The following is a 21,820-nucleotide window of genomic DNA, read 5'->3' as shown; positions in this document are numbered from 1 at the left end:
GACAAGGTGTAGCTAACAATTAGGTCTAAGGCTACCAAGGTAAACAGTGCTTTGGGATCATCTTTCTAAAAGCTTTGCGGGATACCGCCTCCATTACCTTAACAGGTAATGGTGCTATCGTTGCATTATCCGGAACCGGAAAAATGTCGCGTAAATGTATCATATGATATTAGGACTATATACGAATGCCTTATACAACCGAAGAAGATGGACTCATCAATAACTTTGCTGTAGAACCAAAAGTTTATACAGCCGAACCTCCCAATAAAACTCAGAAGCGTAACTACATAATTTGGGGAGTGCTTGCTGTGGTTTTGGTGGGTGGTGTGTTAGCTATTGCGGTAGCTGCATCTTAAAATCAGTCCAGAAATTCCTGTAGTGATGGTGCTGGCTTGAATGAAATAGTATCAAGTCAGTATCAATGTTATCTGTTCTGCATGGAATGACCGCAACTAATACAACCTTCTCTAGTAGTTACGCCACAAATAAGCAGCTTTATACTCAGTTGAAGCGCGCTTTAAGATTAGGTTTGGGACAACAGGTTTTTATTGCAGTATGTGATCACCTGAGTCTGTTGCATCAAATGGCGAGTAGTTTGGAAACGGAACTAGGTTCTGAGGATATTCTGAGTACAGTTGGCGCGCGGTCTGGTAATGAACATATCACAACCCCAAACCAGGTTAGTTCTAAGTTGGTGACGCTGCATTTGGAATTGACTGACCCAAACCCTATTGCTCAAATGTGCCGCTGGAAAAGTCAAAATGCTGACTCTCCCCTAGCTTTCCAGATTTTAGGGGTTGAACAGTTGACTAGACAACCTGCTGCAATTCAATGGTCATTTTTGAACTATTTGCGGGAAGCTGAATCTAAGTTAATTGAATTTGAGTTAAGTGTGCTGCTGTGGATATCATCACCTTGGCTGTGTTGTATTCAACAGTCAGCCCCGGAATTTTGGCGCTTGCATAGGGGTATATTTAAATTTGTGGGCGACCCTACTCCGGTATATGCTCCACCTTTATCAGGGCAAAATTCGCCGGGGATACATAAATCCTCAAGGGTGATCTCGTCTGTAGATGAACCACTAGGTCAAACCATCGAGCCACATTTGCTAATAGATGGTTCACCATCGACGGTGGTATATTCACAGGAATATCTACAGACCTGTTTAAAACGGGCTTATATGTATCGCGATCGCATATCTAAGGGTCCCCCCACGGTGCCACTACTTCAAGATGCCATAGAAGCCTATAACCAGGTGTTGGAGCAATTAAATGAGTGGGAAATGCTGTTAGAGTCAAATAGTGCTTTACGGAAAGATTTAGATCCGGTTAATATCTATAACGATCTTGGTACTTTCCACTGGATGCTGTTTCAGCAGACCCGAAAATCTATCAATCAGGGTAGCCAGGCGTTGGTTAATCTGGAGATCAGTATCATCTGTTATCAAACGGGGTTAATGAAAGTTGACCCCACATCGAGAGGCTATATTTATGTTAGACTGCTGAAGAACCTGGGTGCAGCTTATACAGATTTAGGGACAATTAGAGAGCCATTAGAGAATTTACAACAGTCGATTACTGTTTATGAAGAGGCTATCAACTATCTTAAATCTGTTAGGGACCAGGGCGGTCTAGGTGGGGGCAGGTTCTGTAATCAGCCTCTATCTCCAGCAGATTCTTTAGAACCCGCCCGCATAGCGCTAGATTATCGGGCAATCCAAAATAATTTAGGAACGGCTTACTGGACACGCGCCCAACATATTGAACCAGTTGTTAATTTAAAGGCGGCGATCGCAGCTTATCGGGAGGCGTTGCGGGGCTATTCCGAGAATAAGGAGCCTCAGCACTATGCTATGATTCAGGCTAACCTGGGAACAGCTTACTGGAATCTGGCACAGCATCAGCCTTCAAAAAGGTGGCTGCAAAAGGCGATTTATAGCTACCGAGAAGCATTAAAATATCGCACATCCAAAGCCGCCCCCCTTGCCTGTGCAACTACTCAAAACAACCTGGGGACAGCCTGTTGGCATTTAGCAATGTATCAGGAAGAACCAGCAGACCGCAGTAAATTATTGAATGAGGCGATCGCAGCTTATGAAAAAACCTTAGCCCTAGCCCAACAACTCAGTCCCACGCAGTTGACATTCGATACCTTGGCAACTCACAATAACTTAGGACTTGCTCATTATCGTTTGGCAACAGATAAAGCACTCTGTCTGAGTGGAGAACAAAGGGTTTCTCACCTAGAGAAAGCACTGGACCATCACCTGATGGCAGGTTGTGAAGAACAACCATGTTCTCAGGAAGGAAGTGCCAACGCCCTAGAGTCAGAACGTCATCGTTTGGCGTTCAATCATCTAGTCCGAACCTTACGCGCTTTGTACCAGGAATCTGGTTGGCAAGGTCAAAACCAAGCCCTATCTAAGATTCCCGGTCATCTCCTCCCGGAAATATGGCGTTGCTTATCTTGAAACCAATAAAAAAATCAAGACTCCCCCTATATTGGCAAGGCTAGGCTTGTATTTTTGCCCCATGCTCACGATCTTCTTGTGGTTATGGCCTCTCAAAAGATTCTTGTCGTTGATGACGACCCGGCAATCCGCAATTTAATTTCTCGGTATCTGACTCAACAAAACTATGAGGTTGAGTCGGCAAAAGATGGTGAGACGGCGCTGCAATTGTTTGACGAATTTAATCCCGATCTGGTGATTCTCGACGTTAACCTACCTGATACCACTGGTTTTGCCCTGTGCCAAGAAATGCAGGACCGGACGCGAGTATTTGTTTTGCTTCTCACCAGTTTGACTGGAGAGGCTGATAAGATTAAGGGTTTCGAGCTGGGGGCTGATGACTATATTACTAAGCCCTTTGGTTTGGCGGAACTAGGCGCTCGTGTGCGCGCCATTTTGAAGCGACAGCGTTCTGTAGAGGATACGGAAATGCGGAGCTTGACCTATGGGGATCTGGTGATAGATCCGGTCCGCCGTGAGGTCTATATTAGCGATCGCCAAATCTCCCTCAGCGCCCTAGAGTTTGATCTACTGTACTGTTTAGCCAAAAAGCCTGGTAGGGCTTGGCGACGTTCAGAACTGCTACAGGAGGTCTGGGATTATGAATATGAGGGTGAACAGCGGGTGGTTGATGTTCATATTGGTCAAATTCGTAAAAAGATTGAGCCGGACACAGATAAACCTGTGTTGATTAAAACCATTCGCGGGGTGGGATATATGTTCGATCGCCGTGGTCATGAGGAACCCAGGGACTAAACTTACACATTTTAAGGGTTGGGGGTTGACAGGCGACTGGGAATAATGGTAATATTTTGACATCTTAATTAAAATTAAGACTTTGACTATATGAATAATTTTGCACATATTCCCATTATTTAAAATTGTACCAGAAGCGCCACCAAAAAGCAAGGAACCTCCCCCAGAAAAAATTTTTCGCAACAATTCTTAACATTTCGTTACAAAAGTTAACATAAACTAGAGGGAGGGCCAAGACTCCCTACTGGTGATTAGTTGGCTGTTTGGCAGTCATGAAGGTGGGACTGAATTTTAGATGCCCATTGCTGGCCGCGCCTCACACAGTCTCCGACGGAAACCCCATCAATATAGTTACTACACAGATAAAGTCCGGGAAGCGATCGCAATCCAGCATCGATGCAATTTAGGCGGTTCTGATGACCGAGAGTATATTGTGGGATAGCGCGCCGCCAAAGATGAACAGCTAAGACCTTGGGGGGGACATCTTCAGCCAGCAGAATTTGGCGTAGGTCTTGATGAACGGCGGCGACAATTTGATCATCATCCATTTCGCCAATTTCCGGGTCTGTTGCACCCCCAATATAATTGCTGAGGACTTGCCAAGATTCTGGGGCGCGACCGGGAAATAAACTTGAGGTCCAAATAGTGCCAAGGGTACGGATTCCTTGATGGCGGGGAATTAAATTACCAAAGCCTTTGAGTTGTTGTTTTAAGGCTGATTTGGGATAGGCGAGGACTACACAAGCGACGGGGGGATAGGGAATTTGGCTTAATGCGGTAGCGATGGGAGAGTGTAGGGGTTGCAACAGGCGAGCGCTAACATGGGCGGGGGTCATTAAGGCAAGGGTTCGGGCTTCTACTTGCTGAGGACCGTCTGGGGTGGAAAATTCAGCAATATAGGTTTGATGATCGGTGGGATAAAAACGGTCGATAGTCCAATTTAACTTAACTCGATCGCCTAATTTGCTGGCTAAGGTTTCTGGTAGAGTTTGCAGACCATAACGGAAGGACCCTAATTCACCGGGGCGAGTTTTGGGAATGTTGGGGTCGGGGGTAGAGACGGGGGCTTTTTTATTCAGACGCGATCGCACAAATCCAGGTAGTAGCCCCCCCCCAGCCTCCTCAGCGGCTACTATGCGACTAAAAGCGGAACGGACTGCTAACTGTTGAGGGTCGCCAGCATAAACCCCTGAAACGAAGGGCTGGACGAGACGTTCTAGGACTTCTGAACCTAAATGGCGATCGAAAAACTGGGTGATAGTTTCTTCTCCTCCCTGTTGAGAGAGGTGAGCGCCTACTGGGGGTGGCACAAATCCTATGGCTCCTAATGCGGCGCGGAGTTTACCTCTGGCGCTGATGAGTTCGGAGGAGAGTAGGGCGGGGGGGTTCATGGGTACTGGATGTAACATTAGGTTCCAGTACACATAACGGGGTAGTTTGCGATCGGCAAAAATCAATTCTTCTTTGAGCCCTAAATCTACGGCTAGTCCGAGTAATTCAGGGGTGGGGGCAAAACTGTTAGGGCCTTCTTCCCATAAAAAATCATCAGCCCGTCCGGTTGTAATATTTCCCCCGACTCGGTTCTGGCTTTCTGTAACCAAAACCTTTAGAGGTTCGCGCACACTTTTTTCACGGTTAAGACTATAGGCTAAACTCAGCCCACTAATACCAGCACCAACAATAAGGCTATCAACTAGGTTTGTCATTGTGGAAATTACAAAGCAGATTAGAGTGATTGTACTGTTGATTGCTGTCGAGTCTCAAGTCTCAAGTGGAGTCTCAGGTTGGGAAGGTGTCCCGCATCAGAAGATTTATCGTATCTATGGAAATTATCAGCATGCGGGGCACCCTACTCTGTTATTCTCACGCTTCACCTATGTATTGGACTGAAACAGAGTTTCTAGGTATACTCTGGCGGCTACTCTACAGCTATCGAGGGCTTCTGGTGTGTTGTTTTTGCCATTTTGTAACAAAAACAGGGACAGGGCGGCGGAAAACACGCGATCGTGATCCCAGTCGGGGTGAGTTTCCAGGTAGCCCTGAAGGGACTCGTGCAGTGTTTCGGGAATTTCGGTCAGAATACTAACACTTGTGTTCATATAAACCTCACAGGAGTTGAGATGGAGCCATTTTTTAGGCGGCTAGGCCAAACGACTGAGCCAATTCTGCTTGAAGGGAAAAGGGTATCTTATTTATTGTGTGCTATGGGGGGGGAGGGTTGTCAATGTTGCTAAATGTTACAACCTCGGTCTGGGTGATGGGGACTTGACGACATAATCAGGGTTTCAAGCCATTTTTTTTACATAACTTTACAACAATCTGGGTAGTTAAGGCTGTCGATACTAGGCTTGCCAAAATCCCCAATTAAACGCCAGACTATCATTCTGGGAGTGGTTGGCTGTGGAAAAATCTGATAAATCTGTGGAAAAACTCGCCTTACCCTGTGGAAAGTTTGTGGAATCTCTGGGGAAAATTTGGTGAAAAGATAAGAATGTTGAAGGGACAAAATTGGGGCGATCTGTGGACAATGGATAATGAAAGTCAAAATATTGCCAAGAGGGATTCTCAAATACTAAAAGGCTGACAGGGAAAACCAGGGGTGATTAGATTAACTTTGGGAAGGCTAGTGAAATAAACTTGAGGGATATCTGCTTCTGGGTAGTCCCCAAAATTCTGAAAGTATGCTTGGCGACAATACTGATTAATTTAGAACGCATAAATACATTTTAATCCAGTTGGTTATAGCCCGATTATAAATCCTCCAATACCATGGAAGATATCGGCATAAGTCAAACCTTTGACAACTCCCCAGCCTAAAGCGATAAGTTGAAAACATTTGACTTACCAAAATTTCCCAAATTCAAGGCGATCGCTGGTAAAAATCAAAAAATATGATACCATGAAGAATAAACATTTGTATTATCAAAACTTGAGGCTTTGATTCAAGCAGAAACGCTGGAACTACTGGAATGGCATCGGCTGTGTAAACATCTGGCAACCTTTACAGCCACTAAGTTGGGTGCTTTCGCGGCCCGTCAGTTGGCTATTCCAGAGACGAAAGAAGAAACCGATCGCCTGTTAGCACAAACGAAAGAGGCTTATCAACTGGAACTGAAGCTGGTTCAGGGTTTGTCTCTTGATGGTATTCAGGATATTGGGGCTTCTCTGGAAAGGGCCGATCGCCAAGGTATTTTATTTGGTGAGGAGTTATTAGCGATCGCCACTACGTTAGCGGGGGCGAGACAACTGCGCCGGGTAATTGATGACCAGGAAGATGTACCGGTATTAACTAGCTTAGTGGAAGAACTACGCACCTATCCGGAACTAGAACAGGAAATTCATCGGTGTATTGATGAACGGGGAGAGGTAACCGATCGCGCCAGTGTGAAAATGGGGGAAATTCGCGCCCGGCTGCAATCAACCCGCGATCGCATTTATCAAGTTCTACAAGGCATCCTGCAACGGAAAGCCCAAGCAGTGCAACAACAAATCATCACCCAACGAGAGGGTAGGTTTGTGATTCCAGTGAAAGCTCCCCAAAAAGATGCGATTCCGGGTATCGTCCATGATGCTTCGACTACAGGGGCGACAGTCTATGTGGAACCTCACTCTATTGTAGTACTAAACAACCAACTGCGACAAATTCAGCGGGCTGAACAAACGGAAGCGGAAGCGATCCGCCGTAGTCTCACGGAACAGGTGGCGGCGGTAGTACCGGATCTGGAAAAACTTTTAGCGATCGTGACAACTATCGATCTAGCCCTGGCTAAAGCCCGTTATAGCTACTGGCTACAAGCGAACCCACCTAGGTTTATTGACCCTGGGGATACGTCAGAAACTATCAATCTGCGACAACTGCGCCATCCCCTCCTAATATGGCAACAAGAGTATGAACAGGGACCGGAGGTGGTTCCGATTGATATCACGATTAACCCTCAGATCCGGGTGGTAGCAATTACCGGACCGAATACAGGGGGTAAAACTGTGACGCTAAAAACTATTGGTTTGGCGGCGATCATGGCTAAGGTGGGGCTATTTATTCCGGCGCGGGAACCTGTGGAAATGCCTTGGTTTGGACAGGTGTTAGCAGACATTGGGGATGAACAGTCTATTGAGCAGAGTTTGTCTACGTTCTCTGGTCATATTCGCCGCATTACTCGCATTCTACAGGCTATTGGGGAACCGATGAGGGTAACGGAGGCGGGGGAGTCCGATCGCATCTGTCCATCTCTAGTATTGTTAGATGAAATAGGGGCGGGGACTGACCCGACGGAGGGGACGGCTTTGGCGATCGCCCTATTGCAAAAGTTCGCGGACCTCACCCGTCTTACGGTGGCGACTACCCACTTTGGCGACCTGAAAGCGTTAAAATACAAAGACACTCGGTTTGAAAATGCTTCGGTGGAGTTTGATGATGCTTCCCTGCAACCTACCTATCGCCTATTGTGGGGGATTCCTGGGCGTTCTAATGCTCTGAAAATTGCGGAACGGTTGGGGTTAGATCATGATATAGTGAAACTGGCGGGGTCCTATGTTGGTGGCGGTGATGAGGATGTTAACCAGGTGATCGAGGGGTTGGAAGCACAGCGACGACAGCAGGAAACTAAGGCGATCGCTGCTAGTCAACTACTCCAAGAGACTGAACGCCTACACGGAGAATTGGCGGAAAGGGCTATATCTCTTCAGGAAAGAGAAAGGCAGCTTAAACAAGCCCAGGAACAGGAAATTAAGGAAACTTTACTACAGGCTAAGGCGGAAATAGCTAAGGTGATCCGTCGCCTACAACAGGGGAAAGCTACGGCGGCTGACGCACAAAAGGCTACGGCTAGGTTAGATGCGATCGCTGAAAATTATCTACCATCTCGGCAGGCTACACCAGTGCGATCGCCTAATTTTATGCCGAAAGTAGGCGATCGGATTCGTATTCCTCGCATTGGTCAAACAGCAGAGATACTCAGCGGACCTGATGATAATAATCAACTAACAGTCCGGTTTGGGATTATGAAAATGACTGTAGGATTAGGGGAAATTGAGTCCTTAGATGGTCAAAAGGTAGAACTTCCTAAAACTTCCCCAACTCCCAAGGCTGACAAGACTCCTAAACCCATTACGAATAAACCGGAACCCTCCCAACTTCCGAGGGTTCGCACGGATAAAAATACGCTAGATTTGAGGGGGAAAAGGGTATCAGAAGCGGAAACAGAAATCGATCGCACTTTGGGGCAAATTCTCGACTTTGGGGCGCTGTGGATTATTCACGGTAAGGGAACCGGACAACTGCGGCGAGGGGTTCACGAGTTACTCAAAGAACATCCCCAAGTTGAAAGGTTTGAACTGGCATCAAATCCAGATGGTGGGGCGGGGGTGACTATTGCTTATTTGAAGTAATAATTAATAATTAATAATTAATAATTAATAATTAATAATTAATAATTGTCGGGAAACCACCCTTTCGGCTGAGAAACCCGGTTTCTTTGAGAAACCGGGTTTCTTGAAATATGTGGGAGAAACCTGGCTATAATTAATAGTTGTAGGGGCTGGTTATGCTGTCAATTATCAATTCTCGACGAGGATATTCATAAACCCGCCCCACCATTTACCCGCCCTACCCCACCTGAAACGGGGAATTTTAACTATATATTAACTCTATGTCCGATCGCATTCCTTCCCATTGGCATTCACCTAAAACGCCGGAATTAACAGCCACACAACTAGACCGTATGGCTGTGGAATTGCGTCTAGTTATATTAGCTTTAGAGTCTTTGGCTGAAGTGACACCAGAGACTTTAAGAAAGGCGGCACAAACCCTGAGTTTAGATGTGGAATATATCCAAAAATGGCAATCCCAAAAATTGACGGTAGAAGGGGGGCGATCGCTAGTTTTAGTTATCTCCTATCTAGCTAGACAAAATCAAGCCCTGCTGCGTCGCGCCATTGCTTTGATTGAACAATTAGAAGCACAAAATCAGGATATCCGAGAGATTTCTTTGATGCGGGACTACCTGGATAAATTCATCCAAGGCTATGATCAGCAGTTTCCGGTTAACCGACCCATTCCGGAAGAAGATATCATCCCCTTCGCGAAAAAACTGCTAATTGATTTACTATTTTATAGCAGTCCTGATGGTTTCGGGAGGTTTTGGTCAACCCTGCTAATGCGATCGCAAGCTAGACAACGCGGTTATAATATTAATAGAAGCCAGCCCTAAAATCCCGGAGATTATGTTAGTAACCCGACAATATACCCCCCCTACCTGTACACTAGAGGTTAGCGCCAATACTTCTTTTTTCAGTCGCTGGAAACATGAGAGTTGGGATAACTTTCGGTTCAAACTTTCCTTTGATGACCCCCGTCTTTCTGAATATAAATATATCGCAATAGAAGGCGATCGCCATAACTTAACCAACCTCTATGAAAGCATCAACAGGTATATTAACGACTTTCTGACCGCTTCCCCCTTGTCGGAAATTGACCCCATTTCCGAAGAGTCTCCCGACGCGGAAAATTCCTTAACCACCTGTTCAGACTTCCAGATAAAGCCTGATGGTTTATTGTACCATGATTTATTTTTGGGAAACTTAGCGCCTAGTCCTTCGGAATCATTCGTTCATTTAAGCGCGTTACAGTTATTTGATGTCGCCGCCGCCTTGCGGAATTGCATCACCGAAATAGAACCTTTTTTGACCTCAGAAAGCCAGCCGAAACGCACCTCTCCCGCGTGGCTACGAACTCTGATGATTATTATTACTACCACGGGACTATTTAGCGGAATTATCAATTTAAGCAATTATTATCGTCGCGATCGCCATTTAATTTCTACCCCAGAAACTCCCCAAATTTCCACTTCTACAACCCCCCCCGAAATTACTCCGCCACCACTCCCAGAGTTTCCCATGGATGAACCCCCAGCGCCGCCTAAAATAGAAATACAAGTAGCGCCAGACCTTCCCCTAGTTGATACAGTACCTTTAACTATTCCCCCACCCCTATTTGATCAACCTCCCCCTTCCCCTGAATTAATCCCTAATATAGCACCGGAAACAGATGGGATAATTATCATTCCCACAGAACCCGTTAATAGAACCCCTGTTAATGGGACGGTTAACCGCACAGAAACTCCTCCCCCTCCCACACCTTTAGCGCCGCCTCCCACTCCCCTATTTGATATAGGAACAGTACCAGAAAATATTAGCCTTCCCCCCCTGCAAAATGCTAGAGTTCCCGAAACGGATACCCCCGAAAATTATGCAGTTCAGGATATCCCAGAAGACAGCGAAAATGCCGAACCAATTGCACAGCTAACTAAACGAGAACCTCGAATAGCCTCTATTCGTTCCCTGAATAATACGGTATTTGATGAAATTCCCCAGGTGGCGGAAGTACGGAGTTATTTTGTAAAAAATTGGCATCCTCACAAGAATTTAAACAGAATATTGCAGTATCGTTTACAACTCAATTCCCAGGGCGCGATTGACAGTATTACTCCCTTGGGGTCAGCCTCGGTTAACTGGTTACCACAGATTAAATTCCCATCAGCAAATCAGCCGTTTGTCTCACCTATGGAAGATGGGAAGACGGCGAAAATTAGGGTGGTTTTAGACCCCAGCGGTCGGGTTCAGACTTTCTTGGAATCTCATGATTAGCATTGGTTATTCCCGAAACAACTGGGATAATTAGATTCATAGGTTTGGTCGCGTTTTCCAAACAATTGATAGCGGTTATCCCGCACCTGTTCATAAATGCGATCGCCTGCCCATTTCAGCCCTGGCATTGCTCGATAAGCCTTGACAAATAGCTCCCCACCTGGTAAAATGTTACCGATTTCTTCGGCGGCATCACTGCCTTGCCATCGTCGTTGTGGCTGGTTTACGTCAATCAAAATCATTCCCATTAAACAGTCTTCGGGAGTAATATTTAACTGTGCTAATTTTGCCTCATCCTGCATAGGAATATAGCTAAAACGTTCACCGCGATCGAGATTTTCCAACAGTTGCACCAAGTTACTGCACAGGTTACAGTTCCCATCGTAAATTACATGATATAGCATCAATTTATCACAGTGGAGGACAGTTAACAACTATAGCATATTTCCTGAGAGATGACCAGGGAATCTTTATAACTCCATAGGTGCAATGATACCCAACTTTTCTTGAAGTGCAAATCGCAAAATAGACTGTGTGACGATAATTAATCCTAGTCTAGCTTGGGATAATTGGGGGTGATGAAGTTTGACCTCTCCCCAAATCGGACATTGGCGCAGAAAGCGATCGCATTGTTCAGTTATTTTCATCGCCACCTTTTTATCATCAATCTTCCGAGGTAGATAATGCCAGAAATCGACCCCATCAATTAACTCGCCAATCAGCATTTTTTCGGCATCATGAACTAACCGCAAATTCCCGGAATCATCTAACCAAGGCAAATCCCTAGGGGTGGCTAACCTCCACAGAAAAGGGGTAAAAATTGGTTCTGTTTCCACCAGAGAAATTAAGCGATCGCGATGAGCCATTCGCAATAACGAACAGCAACGAGCATGGATATATTGAACCGGAAATAAACCGGAATCCAAACTCTGATTATCGGGAGAATTGGCAGTTATGGGCAAACCATGGAGCCGGATATTTTCCAACCACTTGACCACGCCAAAATCAGTAATATCAAATTGAATCATTCCCGATGGTAGCACGGTGGTAATTATACCATCATCCACGATTTTATCAGCTTGATTAGCGACAATTAAAGTAGCAATTTCGGCGGGAGATTGAGAATTGATAGCCGCCAATTTCATAGCGATCGCCGATATATAACGAATCCGGCTACCATTAGGAACACGAGTCACAGGAATATCAACCGAACCGATAAAATCAGGATCTAGCCCCCTTAATCCAGAGCCGAGGGACTTGATTAAACTTTGCTTAATTACCATATTTTCCATAAAACTTGCTATAATAGACACCATTAAAACAGCACAACTTGACTCATGATCAACTCTTTTCAACGCCGATTACCTACCCTGATGGTGACTATGTTATGCACCCTAGGAATTTTAGTAAACGGCTGTTCATCCACCCCATCTTCAGATTTTGAACAACAGGTTTTACAAGTAATTCGCAATAATCCTGAAGTGATATTAGAGTCGGTACAAGCCTATCAGGAACAGCAACAAAACCAACTCAGCCAAGCGCGATCATCTTTTTTACAACAAATGAAAACCCAACCACGGGCGATTATTGGTGATTCTCCCACGTTGGGCGCAGCGGATGCTGAAATTGTTTTGGTAGAGTTTTCTGATTTTCAGTGTCCCTTCTGTCGTCGCGCCCACGGAACGATTAGAGAGTTTATGAACAGACACCAAGACCAAGTTACTCTAGTGTTTAAGCATCTCCCCCTCAGTCAAATTCACTCGGAAGCGTTACCGGCGGCGAAAGCGTCCTGGGCGGCGCAACAACAAGGTAAATTCTGGGAATATCAAAACGCCCTTTTTGAAGGTCAGGATGACTTAGGAGAGGCGCTATATGAAGCGATCGCCATTTCCCTAGGTTTAGATTTAGAACAATTTAACCGCGATCGCAACAGTGATGGAGCGATCGCAGCCATTGAACAGGATCTGCAATTAGCCAGCGTTCTAGGGATTTCTGGGACCCCGTTTTTTATCATGAATGGGGAAACCCTATCTGGGGCTGTAGACCTGTCAACGCTGGAAGAAACCCTCGCAGAGGTCATCGCTCGCGAATAACTTTTAACTCCACTGCTGCCAAAACCTGATAGGCTAGATCACAGTTTCCACCCTTACCAACTCAAGTTTCCGTGGTCAAAAACCGTGAACCACTCGAAAGTTTAGTCCTCTACCACCTGTTTAAGTGGTCTGTGGTTAGCCCCATGCTCCATGTCTATTTTCGTGGTCGCATTTATAATGCTGAACAGATGCCCCAAACCGGACCCATTGTGGTAGTTAGTAATCATGCTAGTGATTTTGACCCCCCAATGCTGTCCAACTGCGTCAAGCGACCCGTAGCATTTATGGCTAAAGAGGAACTCTTTAAGGTTCCCGTCCTGAAACAGGCGATTTCCCTATATGGCGCTTATCCAGTTAAACGGGGTGCTGGCGATCGCAATGCGATCCGAGCCGCTCTCAATTCCCTAGAACAAGGTTGGGCGACTGGTGTATTTTTGCAGGGAACTCGCACCCCCGACGGTCGCATCACAGACCCGAAATTGGGCGCGTCATTAATTGCAGCCAAAGCACAGGTTCCCCTAATTCCTGTGTGTCTGTGGGGAACTCATGCTATTTTTAACAAAGGCTCTGCTATACCCAGACCAGTTCCCGTCACCGTCAGAATTGGTGAACCTATGGACCCCCCCAAGTCCAGTAAGCGGGAGGAACTAGAGGCGATCGCTCTATATTGCGCCGAAATCATTAATGCTATGCACGATTTAGGGCGGTGAGTTTTTGGCAGTACAACAATTAATCAAATCATGGAAGAATTAAAAGCACAATTAGCCTCTAACATTGATCAAGCCGAGTGGGAATGGTTAATTCCCCATGTACAAAGGGATGCAGTCGTCGTAGTCGATCGCCAATTAGATTTATTAGATGTCGGTGTCGCTATTAGCGAGGATCATGTGACTGACGTTCAGCGCTGGATCAGTGAACAACAGATTTATAAACCCTCTCCCCAGCAAATCTCCGATTGGAATGGCGATCAGACTAAACGATTTAATGCCCTAATTATCCAACCTTTTGTTTTGGTACAGGAAGCCTAAAATCATTTATACCCTCGCTATCCCACGACTACCTTAAATTTATGGGTTTTCGGGAACACTCTAATTCTCCCTTATCGCCGATGATCTTTTTCTGATATCAAACAAAGCCTCGCGAACTTCTGGCTTGGACTCGTCAACAAGTTGTCCAGGTTCTACACCTCTTGCGATCGCTGTTTCAAACATACCAACAATATCAGCTTGAGACTCAAATCCTGATAGATCGACTCTCATCCCACCAATTTCACTCCCTATTCTCGCCGCTTTACCCGTCCCAGTTGGGGAAAATTCTGCACTCGTACCGGAGGCATTATGTAGCTTTCCAAAAACATCTCGTTTACCCATCTCAGAGGTTTCACCTCCAATCAAAACGGCTCCTTTTAACCTAGCGGTAAAACAATATTCACCCTGCCTCCGTGAGACAGAGACACCGCCGCTTGCTTCGTCCACTTGCTTCAATCCCTTGCATACATCGGTTTTTCTTTTTGCCCTTCTCCTGGGGCATTTTTATCACCGGAAAATCCGCGAAAACCACGCGATCGCAAATCGGATCTGCCAAAGGTCAATCCCGCAAACCGGCGGACACGAAGAAATCCCAGAAACCCAACGCCTCCCAACTGCCGGAACTCGACATCACCACGAAAGTGCGGCCGATCAGTTCCAACAGTATCGACGTGATGGTTCGGGCTAATCCAGACTCGGAGAACTAATCATGGGAGCGCTTCTGTCGCACCTGTTGGGAGCGTGCGATTAAGTTTTATAAGTACTCAAGATTGAATCCCCGACCCTGAGAAGCGGTTCGCCGCGACTCCTCATTTTTTCGGCTGAGTTCTTCGAGTTTTTCCCCCAAGCTTTGTTGGCGGGTATCGATGCTTTCAACCATTTCCAAAAATGTCTGGCTAAATTCGCCAATTTCATCGGGTCGGGATGCTATTTCTTGTAAACTGAGCGCATCAAAATCATCGGTTTTTAAAGCCTTCGCCGCCCGGTGTAATTCCCCCACCGGCCCCACAATCCACTGCGATGCCACCACTCCCAAGACCGTCGCAACACCTGTTACGATGATTCCGATCGCCAGAATAAAACGAATGTTCCCATAAACCAGTTCGGTAAAATCGCGATCGGGAATCACCACCACAATTAGCCAGTTTAAACCCAAATTTTCCGGCAAGGGAGCCACCTGTACCAGTTGCAGTTGACCCTGCAATCTGTAGCTGAAGCCCGTTTTTTCCTGAATATCAGCTAGGTTGTCGCTGTTCTTCAACAGGTATTTCATGGTGAATTGAATCACGGGTTCCTGACTTTGAATGGCGGGTAATCGTTCCTGTTTTTCGTCGATTTCCAGAAATGGCTCTTGGGCTGTTGAACTAGCAACCAAGTCGCCGGAAGGCTCGATAATAAATACCACCCCTCGGGGGCTGATTTCCAAACCGGCAAGAAAATCACTAATTTCACTCAGCCGGTAATCGATACCAAAAGCGCCGATGAAATCACCTTGAGCGTTATAAAGGGGTACGGTTGAGGTAATCCCTAACTGTCTGTAAGTAGCAAAAATATAAATGGGACTCCAGGTCAGATCGCCGACTTCCCGGGCTTTAGTATACCAAGGGCGGATGCGGGGATCGTACTGTTGTTCTGTCACTCTTTTCTCCCCCTTGCGTCCCCGGCTGTCGAGGCTGTACTCTTCCAAACGGGGGGCGGTGGTGCGATCGCGCAACAATAGGGAAGTCCGACCATCCGGGAAGCGTTTCACTTCCAGAAAATTGCCATTTTCTGACCCAAAATAAATGTCGAGGCCGGACTGACGAGTTTTGGTTTGATCCCAGAAGTAGGATTGCAAGACCTCGAAATTATTGGGATCGAGAAATCCTTGACCCGCCGCGATCGCATTGTAGCGGTTTATCAGTTGGGGAACTTCTAGGGCGGCGGCGATGTGTTTTTCGATTGACAGCATAGCTTTATTGCTCAATTCTCAACTCAGGACATCGATCGCGTGGCGGCCGCTGAGAAATGCCAGCAGGGTGGTTAGTCCTGTGGCGAGTAACAACGGGAGAGCGATCGACAGGGGCAGGACATATCGAATTGAGATGAAACGTTTCAGCATCGCTCCTCATTTGACAATTGCATCAAGTACAAATATAGACTTGATTTCATTCAATTTACATTGAAATACTCGATTTTTATTAGCCGTCTTCTTTTTGTGAATTTTGTGGTTCTGGCATCGGATTTTCAAATAATAACTTTCTGCGTTCTTCCTTTAATTTTTCTCCCAACAACTCTTTAGATGTAATGACACCTTTCTGCACATTTTCTTCCGCTGTCTTAAGCTGTTTTAACCAATCGGTATCTTTAACTGTTAGACTCTTCCCATCCTCACTTAGGGTCGTATAGTCAACGACCCGACCGCCAAATTCCGCACCGATCCTTCCGGCTTTACTGGTCCCGGTAGGAGACACCTCAGCCGGAGCGCCCCTCTTATCGTGATACATACCAAACACATCTGTATGAGCCATTCTGGAGGTTTCAGCACCAACTAGTACGCTGCCAGGTTTTTCCTTGCTTGGAGGTCTGTAGTAGATGTACATATGACCGTGTCGGCCATCTGGTAGTATGACATCACCCGCCATATCTTCATTGCCCAGTCCACCCAACGGTATATCCATTCCATAATGTTTGATGGTACTCGTGGCTCCAGGGACTGCACCCTTGATATCAAAAGTGTTACTCTTGACCTCCTTCAATGAATTTTGAGTAACCTCTACGTCGTGACTAGAAGCAATTCGAGTATCGACCTTTGCTTTGTAATAGTCACTGGATTTGTTCGCATCCTTACGTGATGTCGGTTTATATGTTTTGACATCGGCTGATGAACCACCCAGCAGCCAATAAATAAAGTCATGCTCTTTGTCTTGGCCTTGAAGAGGGGGCAAATTGATCATGACGCGACCGCCGTGGGAGAGTGCCACTGCAACGTTCTCTTGCCATTCCTCAAACTTGGGTGTGTCTTGGTCATCACGATACATCAATCCATGCTGAAGAACAATAAAAACTCGTTTCAGAATGGCAATGGCTGAATCCGTTTGTTCCTGATATTTTTTGGCGATCTCTTGATTTGACTTTGGTATAGTTGTTAAATCATTATTTAGAGCCTTTTCCCACATTTCAGTATCTTTATCATAGATCCCTTTCTTCACGGCTTCATAGTTTTCCTTTTTCTTCTTGCTATCTTCACTATTGGGATCGGTTTTGGCAGCTTCTTCGTACTCTTCTTTAGCTTTCTTCATATTCTTCGCTTCATAACGCAAATATCCGGGGGTTTGACGAAATTTTTCATCCTTAATTCCTAAATCTCGCTGATATGTCGCAATTTGCATACGGTGAATTGGACTCAATACTGCCTCTCCACGAACATCAGGGGCAATTCCCGCAGTCAGTCGGCTAAAGTCATGTTCTTCATATCTTTCCCAATCTCCGATCACTCGTTTTTCTTCCGCCACCTTTTCTAACTCTTCCTGGGTAAGAAAACCATTTTGAGATAAGTAGGTTTTTCCTTTGGGAATTTGACTCAACTCTTGGATCACTTTAACGATATCATCTGTCAGAAAACCTTTGCCCAAGTCGATTTGCTCGGCAAGATTCATTTTCTTCGATTCTGTTTCACCTTTTTTGTTTTTATAGTCTCGCTTTTCAATTTTTGTCAATTCGTTTATTTTTTCGATATTATCTTTTTGTGATTCTAAAGCCTTATCATTGCTATTGACACGTTTCTTGTCGGAGATATAAGTTCCATACAACTGCAATCGAGTTGCCCGAATATAACGAGGAGGTTGACTATCTTTAATTCGATACCATCTATTGTTGCCAGCCGGATCGATCTTGTGCTGAGTTTCATCATCACTAATTTCGACCAAATCCCCAGGATTATATTTTTCTTTACTCTTATCATTTTCATCTCTGGCATGAGCTTTATCTTTTACTGTATATGTTTTCCTTTGTAGCGTGAGTAAGCCCCCAGTAGCGACGGTTGAATTGTCGTCTTTTTTCGAATGAATTTGACTCCCACCCTGCTGCACCACATGGGTCAACTCGTGGGCGATGAGCTTTTGTCCGCCCCGACTCTCCGGCCGATACTCTCCCTGTTTAAAAAAGATGTCTTTGCCCGTCGTAAAAGCCTTGGCTTGGATGGACTGATTCAGTTGATTGGCTGGGGAATTCTGATGAATCCGCACCCCGCCAAAATCTGCCCCCATTGCCCGCCCCATTTGGGACTGCAAGTTCTCATTCAATGGTTGTCCGCCACCCTTTTCTCGCCGAAGGGACGACTCGAAATCCGCCGACACTTCTCCCCCGGCCTCGGCGGTCTGAGGTTTCATTTGTACGTCTTCCTCATCTTCTTCAGACTCCCGCTGTACCGTTTCTGGCTGCTCTTTTTTCTGCAATTTAGAAATCGTCGGCGGAGTCGATAATTGGGGTTTTTGTTGCAGTGTTTCTTCTTCCTGTTTCTGAACCTCTGTCGTCGCGGGGGGAGATTGGATGCGATCGACAACTACATCCGCCACCCTGTCCGCTTCCTGTTCGTATTTATCCCCGACCGCACCCACAGTCAATTTAGCTTGAATCGGCTGCTGTGGTGTCGAATTTTTCGGGTTATCTCTTTGGGCTAAAGTCTGAAATCTCCCGTGCAGGGGCGATTTTGATTCTGCCTGCATCTGCACGTCTTCTTCTTCCCTGCGCTGGATGGGCTGGGTTGGCATACTATTACCATTGCTAAAAAGGGGAATGCTGCCCAAATCGAACCCGGACGCTTCCCCCTGAAATTCGCGTTCCGGCGGGGGGGCTTGTTTGTCCGGGGGGGCAAAGTTGGCATCCTGAAACGGCCGGGACTGAAATTGTGCCTACACAGGGGCTGCTGGGCTTTCGTTTTGGCGTTTTTTCCGGCGTTGTATTTTCATTTATCGGGACTCCTTATTTGAATTTCATTGAGTTTTTAAATTCTATGTAAACCTGATATATAGGAATACAATATATCGTATTTATTCTGAATAAAAAATAGTTTTTGAAAGATGGCGATTTATTAGAGCCTCTTTTCGTTTTGTGATATAATTCAATAAAATTCTTGCTTTCTTTTTTAAATTGATATTTGCGCTGTCATTCATATCTTCAATGAAATCATCTAAATGAGTACAAACAATGCTATCTTGGGTGAACGCTTCTGAGGGCAGTTGCTCCAACTGTGGTAAGAGAGCATCTACAAATTGACCGAACAGGTCTGGATCAGATGCGATCGCAAACTCCCCCGCATTATACATTCCATTCAGTAACGAAGACCATCTTTGTTGAGCCACAAGATTAACCTCCCCTTTTAAAGACATCAACCAACACAAAAAAGCAAATTGCAATTCTTCCAAGAAATTTGCTATATTTCCATGATGAGTTTCCCGGAAATTTTGTTCAAACCGAGATGGATGATTGGGGGCGAATTCACTCGAAAAATCTGATACAGCGTTTTTATGTAATATGGGTGAATCGGTGGTAATATATTGAGTAAGAGAGTGCCAACCTGGCCACTGATTGGCTGGGTAGGGAACTAATGCCATATCCAGTGCATTTTGATGGGCGAGCTGAGAATATTGAGCCGTCTGTTCCGGGGTATCATCAACCAACTGTTGTTGGTCCAGATCAAATCTTTTCACCAATACCGTTTCAGGTGAAAGATAGCACCAAAAATTTCTCCATTCTCCCCGGTCTAAAATTGCCCCATAATGGAAACCTGGGGGAACTTCTCGAAAGCCTCGGAAACCGCCTTGGATTTGATGCACCAGGAGGTCAAGTTGAACGGACTGCTTGGGAATGTCGCGCAAGATAATATAACTCATCGCTCATTTGGGTGGAATTACATTGGATTTTTGTTTTGGTTATTTTCTCGTTGCTTCTTACGAAAATCGATCTCGACTTGTTTGCCAACTTTAATCACCGTTTCCCGGAGTTGGGCAACCGTTTTAAAACGAGTTTGAACGTATTCAGGAAATTGACTATCATGGAGTTTAACCGTATTTTGTAAATCTGATAATTCTTTCTTCTCTTTCTCATCTAATCCTTTGTCACTCGATTTATCCCTCAATTCTTCTACTTTGGTTTTGTCCGATTTAAGCTTGGCAGCTTCCGCTCCAATCTCCGCCAATTTTTGATAACCAACAGGCTGATTTTTATCCATGATTGGGATCGCAGATTTTGCCATGCGATCGATATATTTTCCGGCTTTCATGGCAGCCTTTATTATCTGATTATCTTGGTAATTACTCAAAACTTTCAATGTATCTCCCACTTGCTCTCGGAAAGAATGAAGATGCTCCTCTTCAGACATAATTAAAGTAGACTCTCCTTTGCCAATTTGTTGTCCGATGACCGAAAAATGAACAGCCCCTTGGGTGAAATAAGCTTCATTTGAATAAATAATAGCTTCAGAGAGGGCGTTTTTTATCTTTATCCCAACTGCTTTTATCGCCGACTCCTTGACATTTTCCGATGATTTTAATTCTTGCAACTCTTGCCGTAATTGACTTACTTTTTGTAATTTTTCTTCATAAATTAAATTGGCAGCCATCATTTTTTTCGACTCTTCTGACTGGTGTTTTGAAAGGTGATTTTTCCCTTGATCCAACATCGCCCGCATTTTTTTATAAACTTCATATCCGCTCTTTTCAATCTCCATAATTTTATCTTGTAAATTATTTGTGTAGTCTTGATAATATTTCTCTGCATCTTGAATTTGAGCTTCAATTTGCAATTGACGAGCGATCGCGTCAGAGGAATCATTTCCTTGAGGGTTTTGTAACATTTCTTGCTTATAGTTATTCCACTCACTCTCGCTCATATAAATTCGCATTTTTAACATTGACCAAACATCTTGGTTTAAAGAAAATGCCTCAAAACCCAACGATTCTCGTGCCTGGGATGAATTTAATTCTTGAATTTCTTGAACGGGCGTTATGGTATTTTGCTCTTGATTCTTATCAAAGGGTTTACCTTTGGGGCTGGGAGTCATAAAATCTTGAGCATAAACATTTACATCATAAACCGTTCCGGGATCTAATGCCCAATTTAACTTCGTTTTGAAATATTTATTAAATAAACTCACTGCTTGAATTGAACCCGCTCCTTTCAGGTTATAATCAATATCAGAAGTTAAAGATGTGCTGCCTGCTGAACCCCAATCCAAAACTCGTTGAGGCTCCAGCTTTTGAAATTGATTTTGTTTCCGTAATTCTTTTTGAATATCTTCTAAAAGTTGATTTGTTTCTTCTTTGCGTAATTTTATAAAAATCTTCATCAGCTTTTTGAAATTATCTAACTTAGCTTTTGCTTCTTTTTTTTCTTTTCCTTGTTTGACCCATTTACTTGTATCCAACAGGTACTCTTGTGCCAGAAACCAGTTAGAATGAAAAGCAGTCTCAAGAATTTTTCTCGCCCCTGGTAAATCCACATTGCCCAAATTATCGGCTTTAGCCCACACAGATTCAAGGCTGTAAAGCAAAGGTAAATCCCTGGCCTTACGAATTGCGTTGGCGTGTTCAATTTGCTTTGGACTCAACTCGCGTTGAATCATCGGATGAATGAAATCGGCTTGAACAGCGCGATTATTTGATGCCCCACCCTGCTGCACCACATGGGTCAACTCGTGGGCGATGAGCTTTTGTCCGCCCCGACTCTCCGGCTGATACTCTCCCTGTTTAAAAAAGATGTCTTTGCCCGTCGTAAAAGCCTTGGCTTGGATGGACTGATTCAGTTGATTG

Annotated in this window: 20 protein-coding genes; 9 read left to right on the top strand and 11 right to left on the bottom strand. The window is 45.1% G+C overall.

What is annotated here, in order from left to right; genetic code table 11:
* Positions 1–185 precede the first annotated feature (185 nt).
* From psb34 to ACTIE0_RS15005, 3 genes are all read left to right on the top strand, one after another.
* Positions 186–356, top strand: a complete 171-nt coding sequence (psb34, locus tag ACTIE0_RS15015; protein ID WP_006622152.1) for a photosystem II assembly protein Psb34 — start codon at positions 186–188, stop codon at positions 354–356.
* A 65-nt stretch (positions 357–421) separates the two neighbouring features.
* On the top strand, positions 422–2,470 hold the full coding sequence (locus ACTIE0_RS15010) for a tetratricopeptide repeat protein (RefSeq protein WP_006622153.1): 2,049 nt from the start codon (positions 422–424) through the stop codon (positions 2,468–2,470).
* Positions 2,471–2,554: 84 nt separating this feature from the next.
* On the top strand, positions 2,555–3,265 hold the full coding sequence (locus ACTIE0_RS15005) for a response regulator transcription factor (protein WP_006668624.1): 711 nt from the start codon (positions 2,555–2,557) through the stop codon (positions 3,263–3,265).
* 251 nt (positions 3,266–3,516) lie between these two features.
* On the opposite strand, the gene hemG is transcribed toward ACTIE0_RS15005, so the two are convergent.
* The 3 genes from hemG to ACTIE0_RS14990 all read right to left on the bottom strand — a co-directional run bounded on the left by hemG (position 3,517) and on the right by ACTIE0_RS14990 (position 5,911).
* Positions 3,517–4,971: a protoporphyrinogen oxidase gene (hemG, locus tag ACTIE0_RS15000; RefSeq protein WP_006622155.1), complete on the bottom strand. Its 1,455-nt coding sequence runs from the start codon at positions 4,969–4,971 to the stop codon at positions 3,517–3,519.
* Positions 4,972–5,139: 168 nt separating this feature from the next.
* On the bottom strand, positions 5,140–5,364 hold the full coding sequence (locus ACTIE0_RS14995; protein ID WP_006622156.1) for a DUF2811 domain-containing protein: 225 nt from the start codon (positions 5,362–5,364) through the stop codon (positions 5,140–5,142).
* Between the two features lie 466 nt (positions 5,365–5,830).
* Complete coding sequence (locus ACTIE0_RS14990) at positions 5,831–5,911, bottom strand: hypothetical protein (protein WP_350308516.1); 81 nt, start codon at positions 5,909–5,911, stop codon at positions 5,831–5,833.
* A gap of 291 nt (positions 5,912–6,202) precedes the next feature.
* Here ACTIE0_RS14990 and ACTIE0_RS14985 point away from each other — a divergent pair, with 291 nt between their 5' ends.
* From ACTIE0_RS14985 to ACTIE0_RS14975, 3 genes are all read left to right on the top strand, one after another.
* Complete coding sequence (locus tag ACTIE0_RS14985; RefSeq protein WP_006622159.1) at positions 6,203–8,653, top strand: endonuclease MutS2; 2,451 nt, start codon at positions 6,203–6,205, stop codon at positions 8,651–8,653.
* Between the two features lie 260 nt (positions 8,654–8,913).
* Positions 8,914–9,474: a DUF3038 domain-containing protein gene (locus tag ACTIE0_RS14980; protein ID WP_006622160.1), complete on the top strand. Its 561-nt coding sequence runs from the start codon at positions 8,914–8,916 to the stop codon at positions 9,472–9,474.
* 13 nt (positions 9,475–9,487) lie between these two features.
* Positions 9,488–10,909, top strand: a complete 1,422-nt coding sequence (locus ACTIE0_RS14975; RefSeq protein WP_006668622.1) for a DUF4335 domain-containing protein — start codon at positions 9,488–9,490, stop codon at positions 10,907–10,909.
* Here the strand turns inward: ACTIE0_RS14975 and ACTIE0_RS14970 are convergent.
* Both ACTIE0_RS14970 and ACTIE0_RS14965 read right to left on the bottom strand, forming a co-directional pair.
* Positions 10,906–11,313, bottom strand: coding sequence for a thiol-disulfide oxidoreductase DCC family protein (locus tag ACTIE0_RS14970; RefSeq protein WP_006668621.1), 408 nt, complete (start codon positions 11,311–11,313; stop codon positions 10,906–10,908). The two genes, ACTIE0_RS14975 and ACTIE0_RS14970, sit on opposite strands and share 4 nt — an antisense overlap.
* A gap of 66 nt (positions 11,314–11,379) precedes the next feature.
* Positions 11,380–12,225: a hypothetical protein gene (locus ACTIE0_RS14965; protein WP_006668620.1), complete on the bottom strand. Its 846-nt coding sequence runs from the start codon at positions 12,223–12,225 to the stop codon at positions 11,380–11,382.
* A 21-nt stretch (positions 12,226–12,246) separates the two neighbouring features.
* Between ACTIE0_RS14965 and ACTIE0_RS14960 the strand changes: the two genes are divergently transcribed.
* The 3 genes from ACTIE0_RS14960 (at position 12,247) to ACTIE0_RS14950 (ending at position 14,030) form a co-directional block, all read left to right on the top strand.
* On the top strand, positions 12,247–13,002 hold the full coding sequence (locus ACTIE0_RS14960; RefSeq protein WP_006668619.1) for a DsbA family protein: 756 nt from the start codon (positions 12,247–12,249) through the stop codon (positions 13,000–13,002).
* A gap of 71 nt (positions 13,003–13,073) precedes the next feature.
* Positions 13,074–13,712, top strand: coding sequence for a lysophospholipid acyltransferase family protein (locus ACTIE0_RS14955; RefSeq protein ID WP_006668618.1), 639 nt, complete (start codon positions 13,074–13,076; stop codon positions 13,710–13,712).
* A gap of 30 nt (positions 13,713–13,742) precedes the next feature.
* A complete protein-coding gene (locus tag ACTIE0_RS14950) occupies positions 13,743–14,030 on the top strand; it encodes a DUF2288 domain-containing protein (RefSeq protein ID WP_006622172.1) in 288 nt (95 codons plus the stop codon).
* A gap of 60 nt (positions 14,031–14,090) precedes the next feature.
* Here the strand turns inward: ACTIE0_RS14950 and ACTIE0_RS14945 are convergent, their stop codons facing one another.
* The 6 genes from ACTIE0_RS14945 to ACTIE0_RS14920 form a co-directional block, all read right to left on the bottom strand.
* Entirely contained in the window at positions 14,091–14,477 is a 387-nt protein-coding gene (locus ACTIE0_RS14945; RefSeq protein WP_006622173.1) for a hypothetical protein, read from the bottom strand.
* A 307-nt stretch (positions 14,478–14,784) separates the two neighbouring features.
* On the bottom strand, positions 14,785–15,981 hold the full coding sequence (locus ACTIE0_RS14940) for a cache domain-containing protein (RefSeq protein WP_006622175.1): 1,197 nt from the start codon (positions 15,979–15,981) through the stop codon (positions 14,785–14,787).
* A gap of 18 nt (positions 15,982–15,999) precedes the next feature.
* On the bottom strand, positions 16,000–16,131 hold the full coding sequence (locus ACTIE0_RS14935) for a hypothetical protein (RefSeq protein WP_281061135.1): 132 nt from the start codon (positions 16,129–16,131) through the stop codon (positions 16,000–16,002).
* Between the two features lie 79 nt (positions 16,132–16,210).
* Positions 16,211–18,817 (bottom strand): eCIS core domain-containing protein, encoded by a 2,607-nt coding sequence (locus ACTIE0_RS14930; protein WP_235720165.1) that lies wholly within the window; start codon positions 18,815–18,817, stop codon positions 16,211–16,213.
* Positions 18,818–19,060: 243 nt separating this feature from the next.
* Positions 19,061–19,903, bottom strand: a complete 843-nt coding sequence (locus tag ACTIE0_RS14925; RefSeq protein WP_006668616.1) for an AAR2 splicing factor family protein — start codon at positions 19,901–19,903, stop codon at positions 19,061–19,063.
* Between the two features lie 17 nt (positions 19,904–19,920).
* Positions 19,921–21,820, bottom strand: a 1,900-nt coding sequence (locus tag ACTIE0_RS14920) for an eCIS core domain-containing protein (protein WP_439516928.1), incomplete at its 5' end; no start/stop codon positions are given.

Source organism: Limnospira sp., assembly GCF_051859755.1.
In the GTDB taxonomy this organism is placed as follows: domain Bacteria; phylum Cyanobacteriota; class Cyanobacteriia; order Cyanobacteriales; family Microcoleaceae; genus Limnospira; species Limnospira fusiformis.
The sequence above is the reverse complement of the archived record's forward strand: the minus strand, read 5'-3'. Positions and strand labels throughout refer to the sequence as shown.

What these genes read in the sequence shown, in the direction of transcription:
- psb34 (WP_006622152.1), top strand. Translation starts at nt 186, where the DNA reads ATGCCTTATACAACCGAAGAAGATGGACTCATCAATAACTTTGCTGTA.
- ACTIE0_RS15010 (WP_006622153.1), top strand. Translation starts at nt 422, where the DNA reads ATGTTATCTGTTCTGCATGGAATGACCGCAACTAATACAACCTTCTCT.
- ACTIE0_RS15005 (WP_006668624.1), top strand. Translation starts at nt 2,555, where the DNA reads ATGGCCTCTCAAAAGATTCTTGTCGTTGATGACGACCCGGCAATCCGC.
- hemG (WP_006622155.1), bottom strand. Translation starts at nt 4,971, where the DNA reads ATGACAAACCTAGTTGATAGCCTTATTGTTGGTGCTGGTATTAGTGGG.
- ACTIE0_RS14995 (WP_006622156.1), bottom strand. Translation starts at nt 5,364, where the DNA reads ATGAACACAAGTGTTAGTATTCTGACCGAAATTCCCGAAACACTGCAC.
- ACTIE0_RS14980 (WP_006622160.1), top strand. Translation starts at nt 8,914, where the DNA reads ATGTCCGATCGCATTCCTTCCCATTGGCATTCACCTAAAACGCCGGAA.
- ACTIE0_RS14975 (WP_006668622.1), top strand. Translation starts at nt 9,488, where the DNA reads ATGTTAGTAACCCGACAATATACCCCCCCTACCTGTACACTAGAGGTT.
- ACTIE0_RS14970 (WP_006668621.1), bottom strand. Translation starts at nt 11,313, where the DNA reads ATGCTATATCATGTAATTTACGATGGGAACTGTAACCTGTGCAGTAAC.
- ACTIE0_RS14965 (WP_006668620.1), bottom strand. Translation starts at nt 12,225, where the DNA reads ATGGTGTCTATTATAGCAAGTTTTATGGAAAATATGGTAATTAAGCAA.
- ACTIE0_RS14960 (WP_006668619.1), top strand. Translation starts at nt 12,247, where the DNA reads ATGATCAACTCTTTTCAACGCCGATTACCTACCCTGATGGTGACTATG.
- ACTIE0_RS14950 (WP_006622172.1), top strand. Translation starts at nt 13,743, where the DNA reads ATGGAAGAATTAAAAGCACAATTAGCCTCTAACATTGATCAAGCCGAG.
- ACTIE0_RS14940 (WP_006622175.1), bottom strand. Translation starts at nt 15,981, where the DNA reads ATGCTGTCAATCGAAAAACACATCGCCGCCGCCCTAGAAGTTCCCCAA.
- ACTIE0_RS14935 (WP_281061135.1), bottom strand. Translation starts at nt 16,131, where the DNA reads ATGCTGAAACGTTTCATCTCAATTCGATATGTCCTGCCCCTGTCGATC.
- ACTIE0_RS14925 (WP_006668616.1), bottom strand. Translation starts at nt 19,903, where the DNA reads ATGAGTTATATTATCTTGCGCGACATTCCCAAGCAGTCCGTTCAACTT.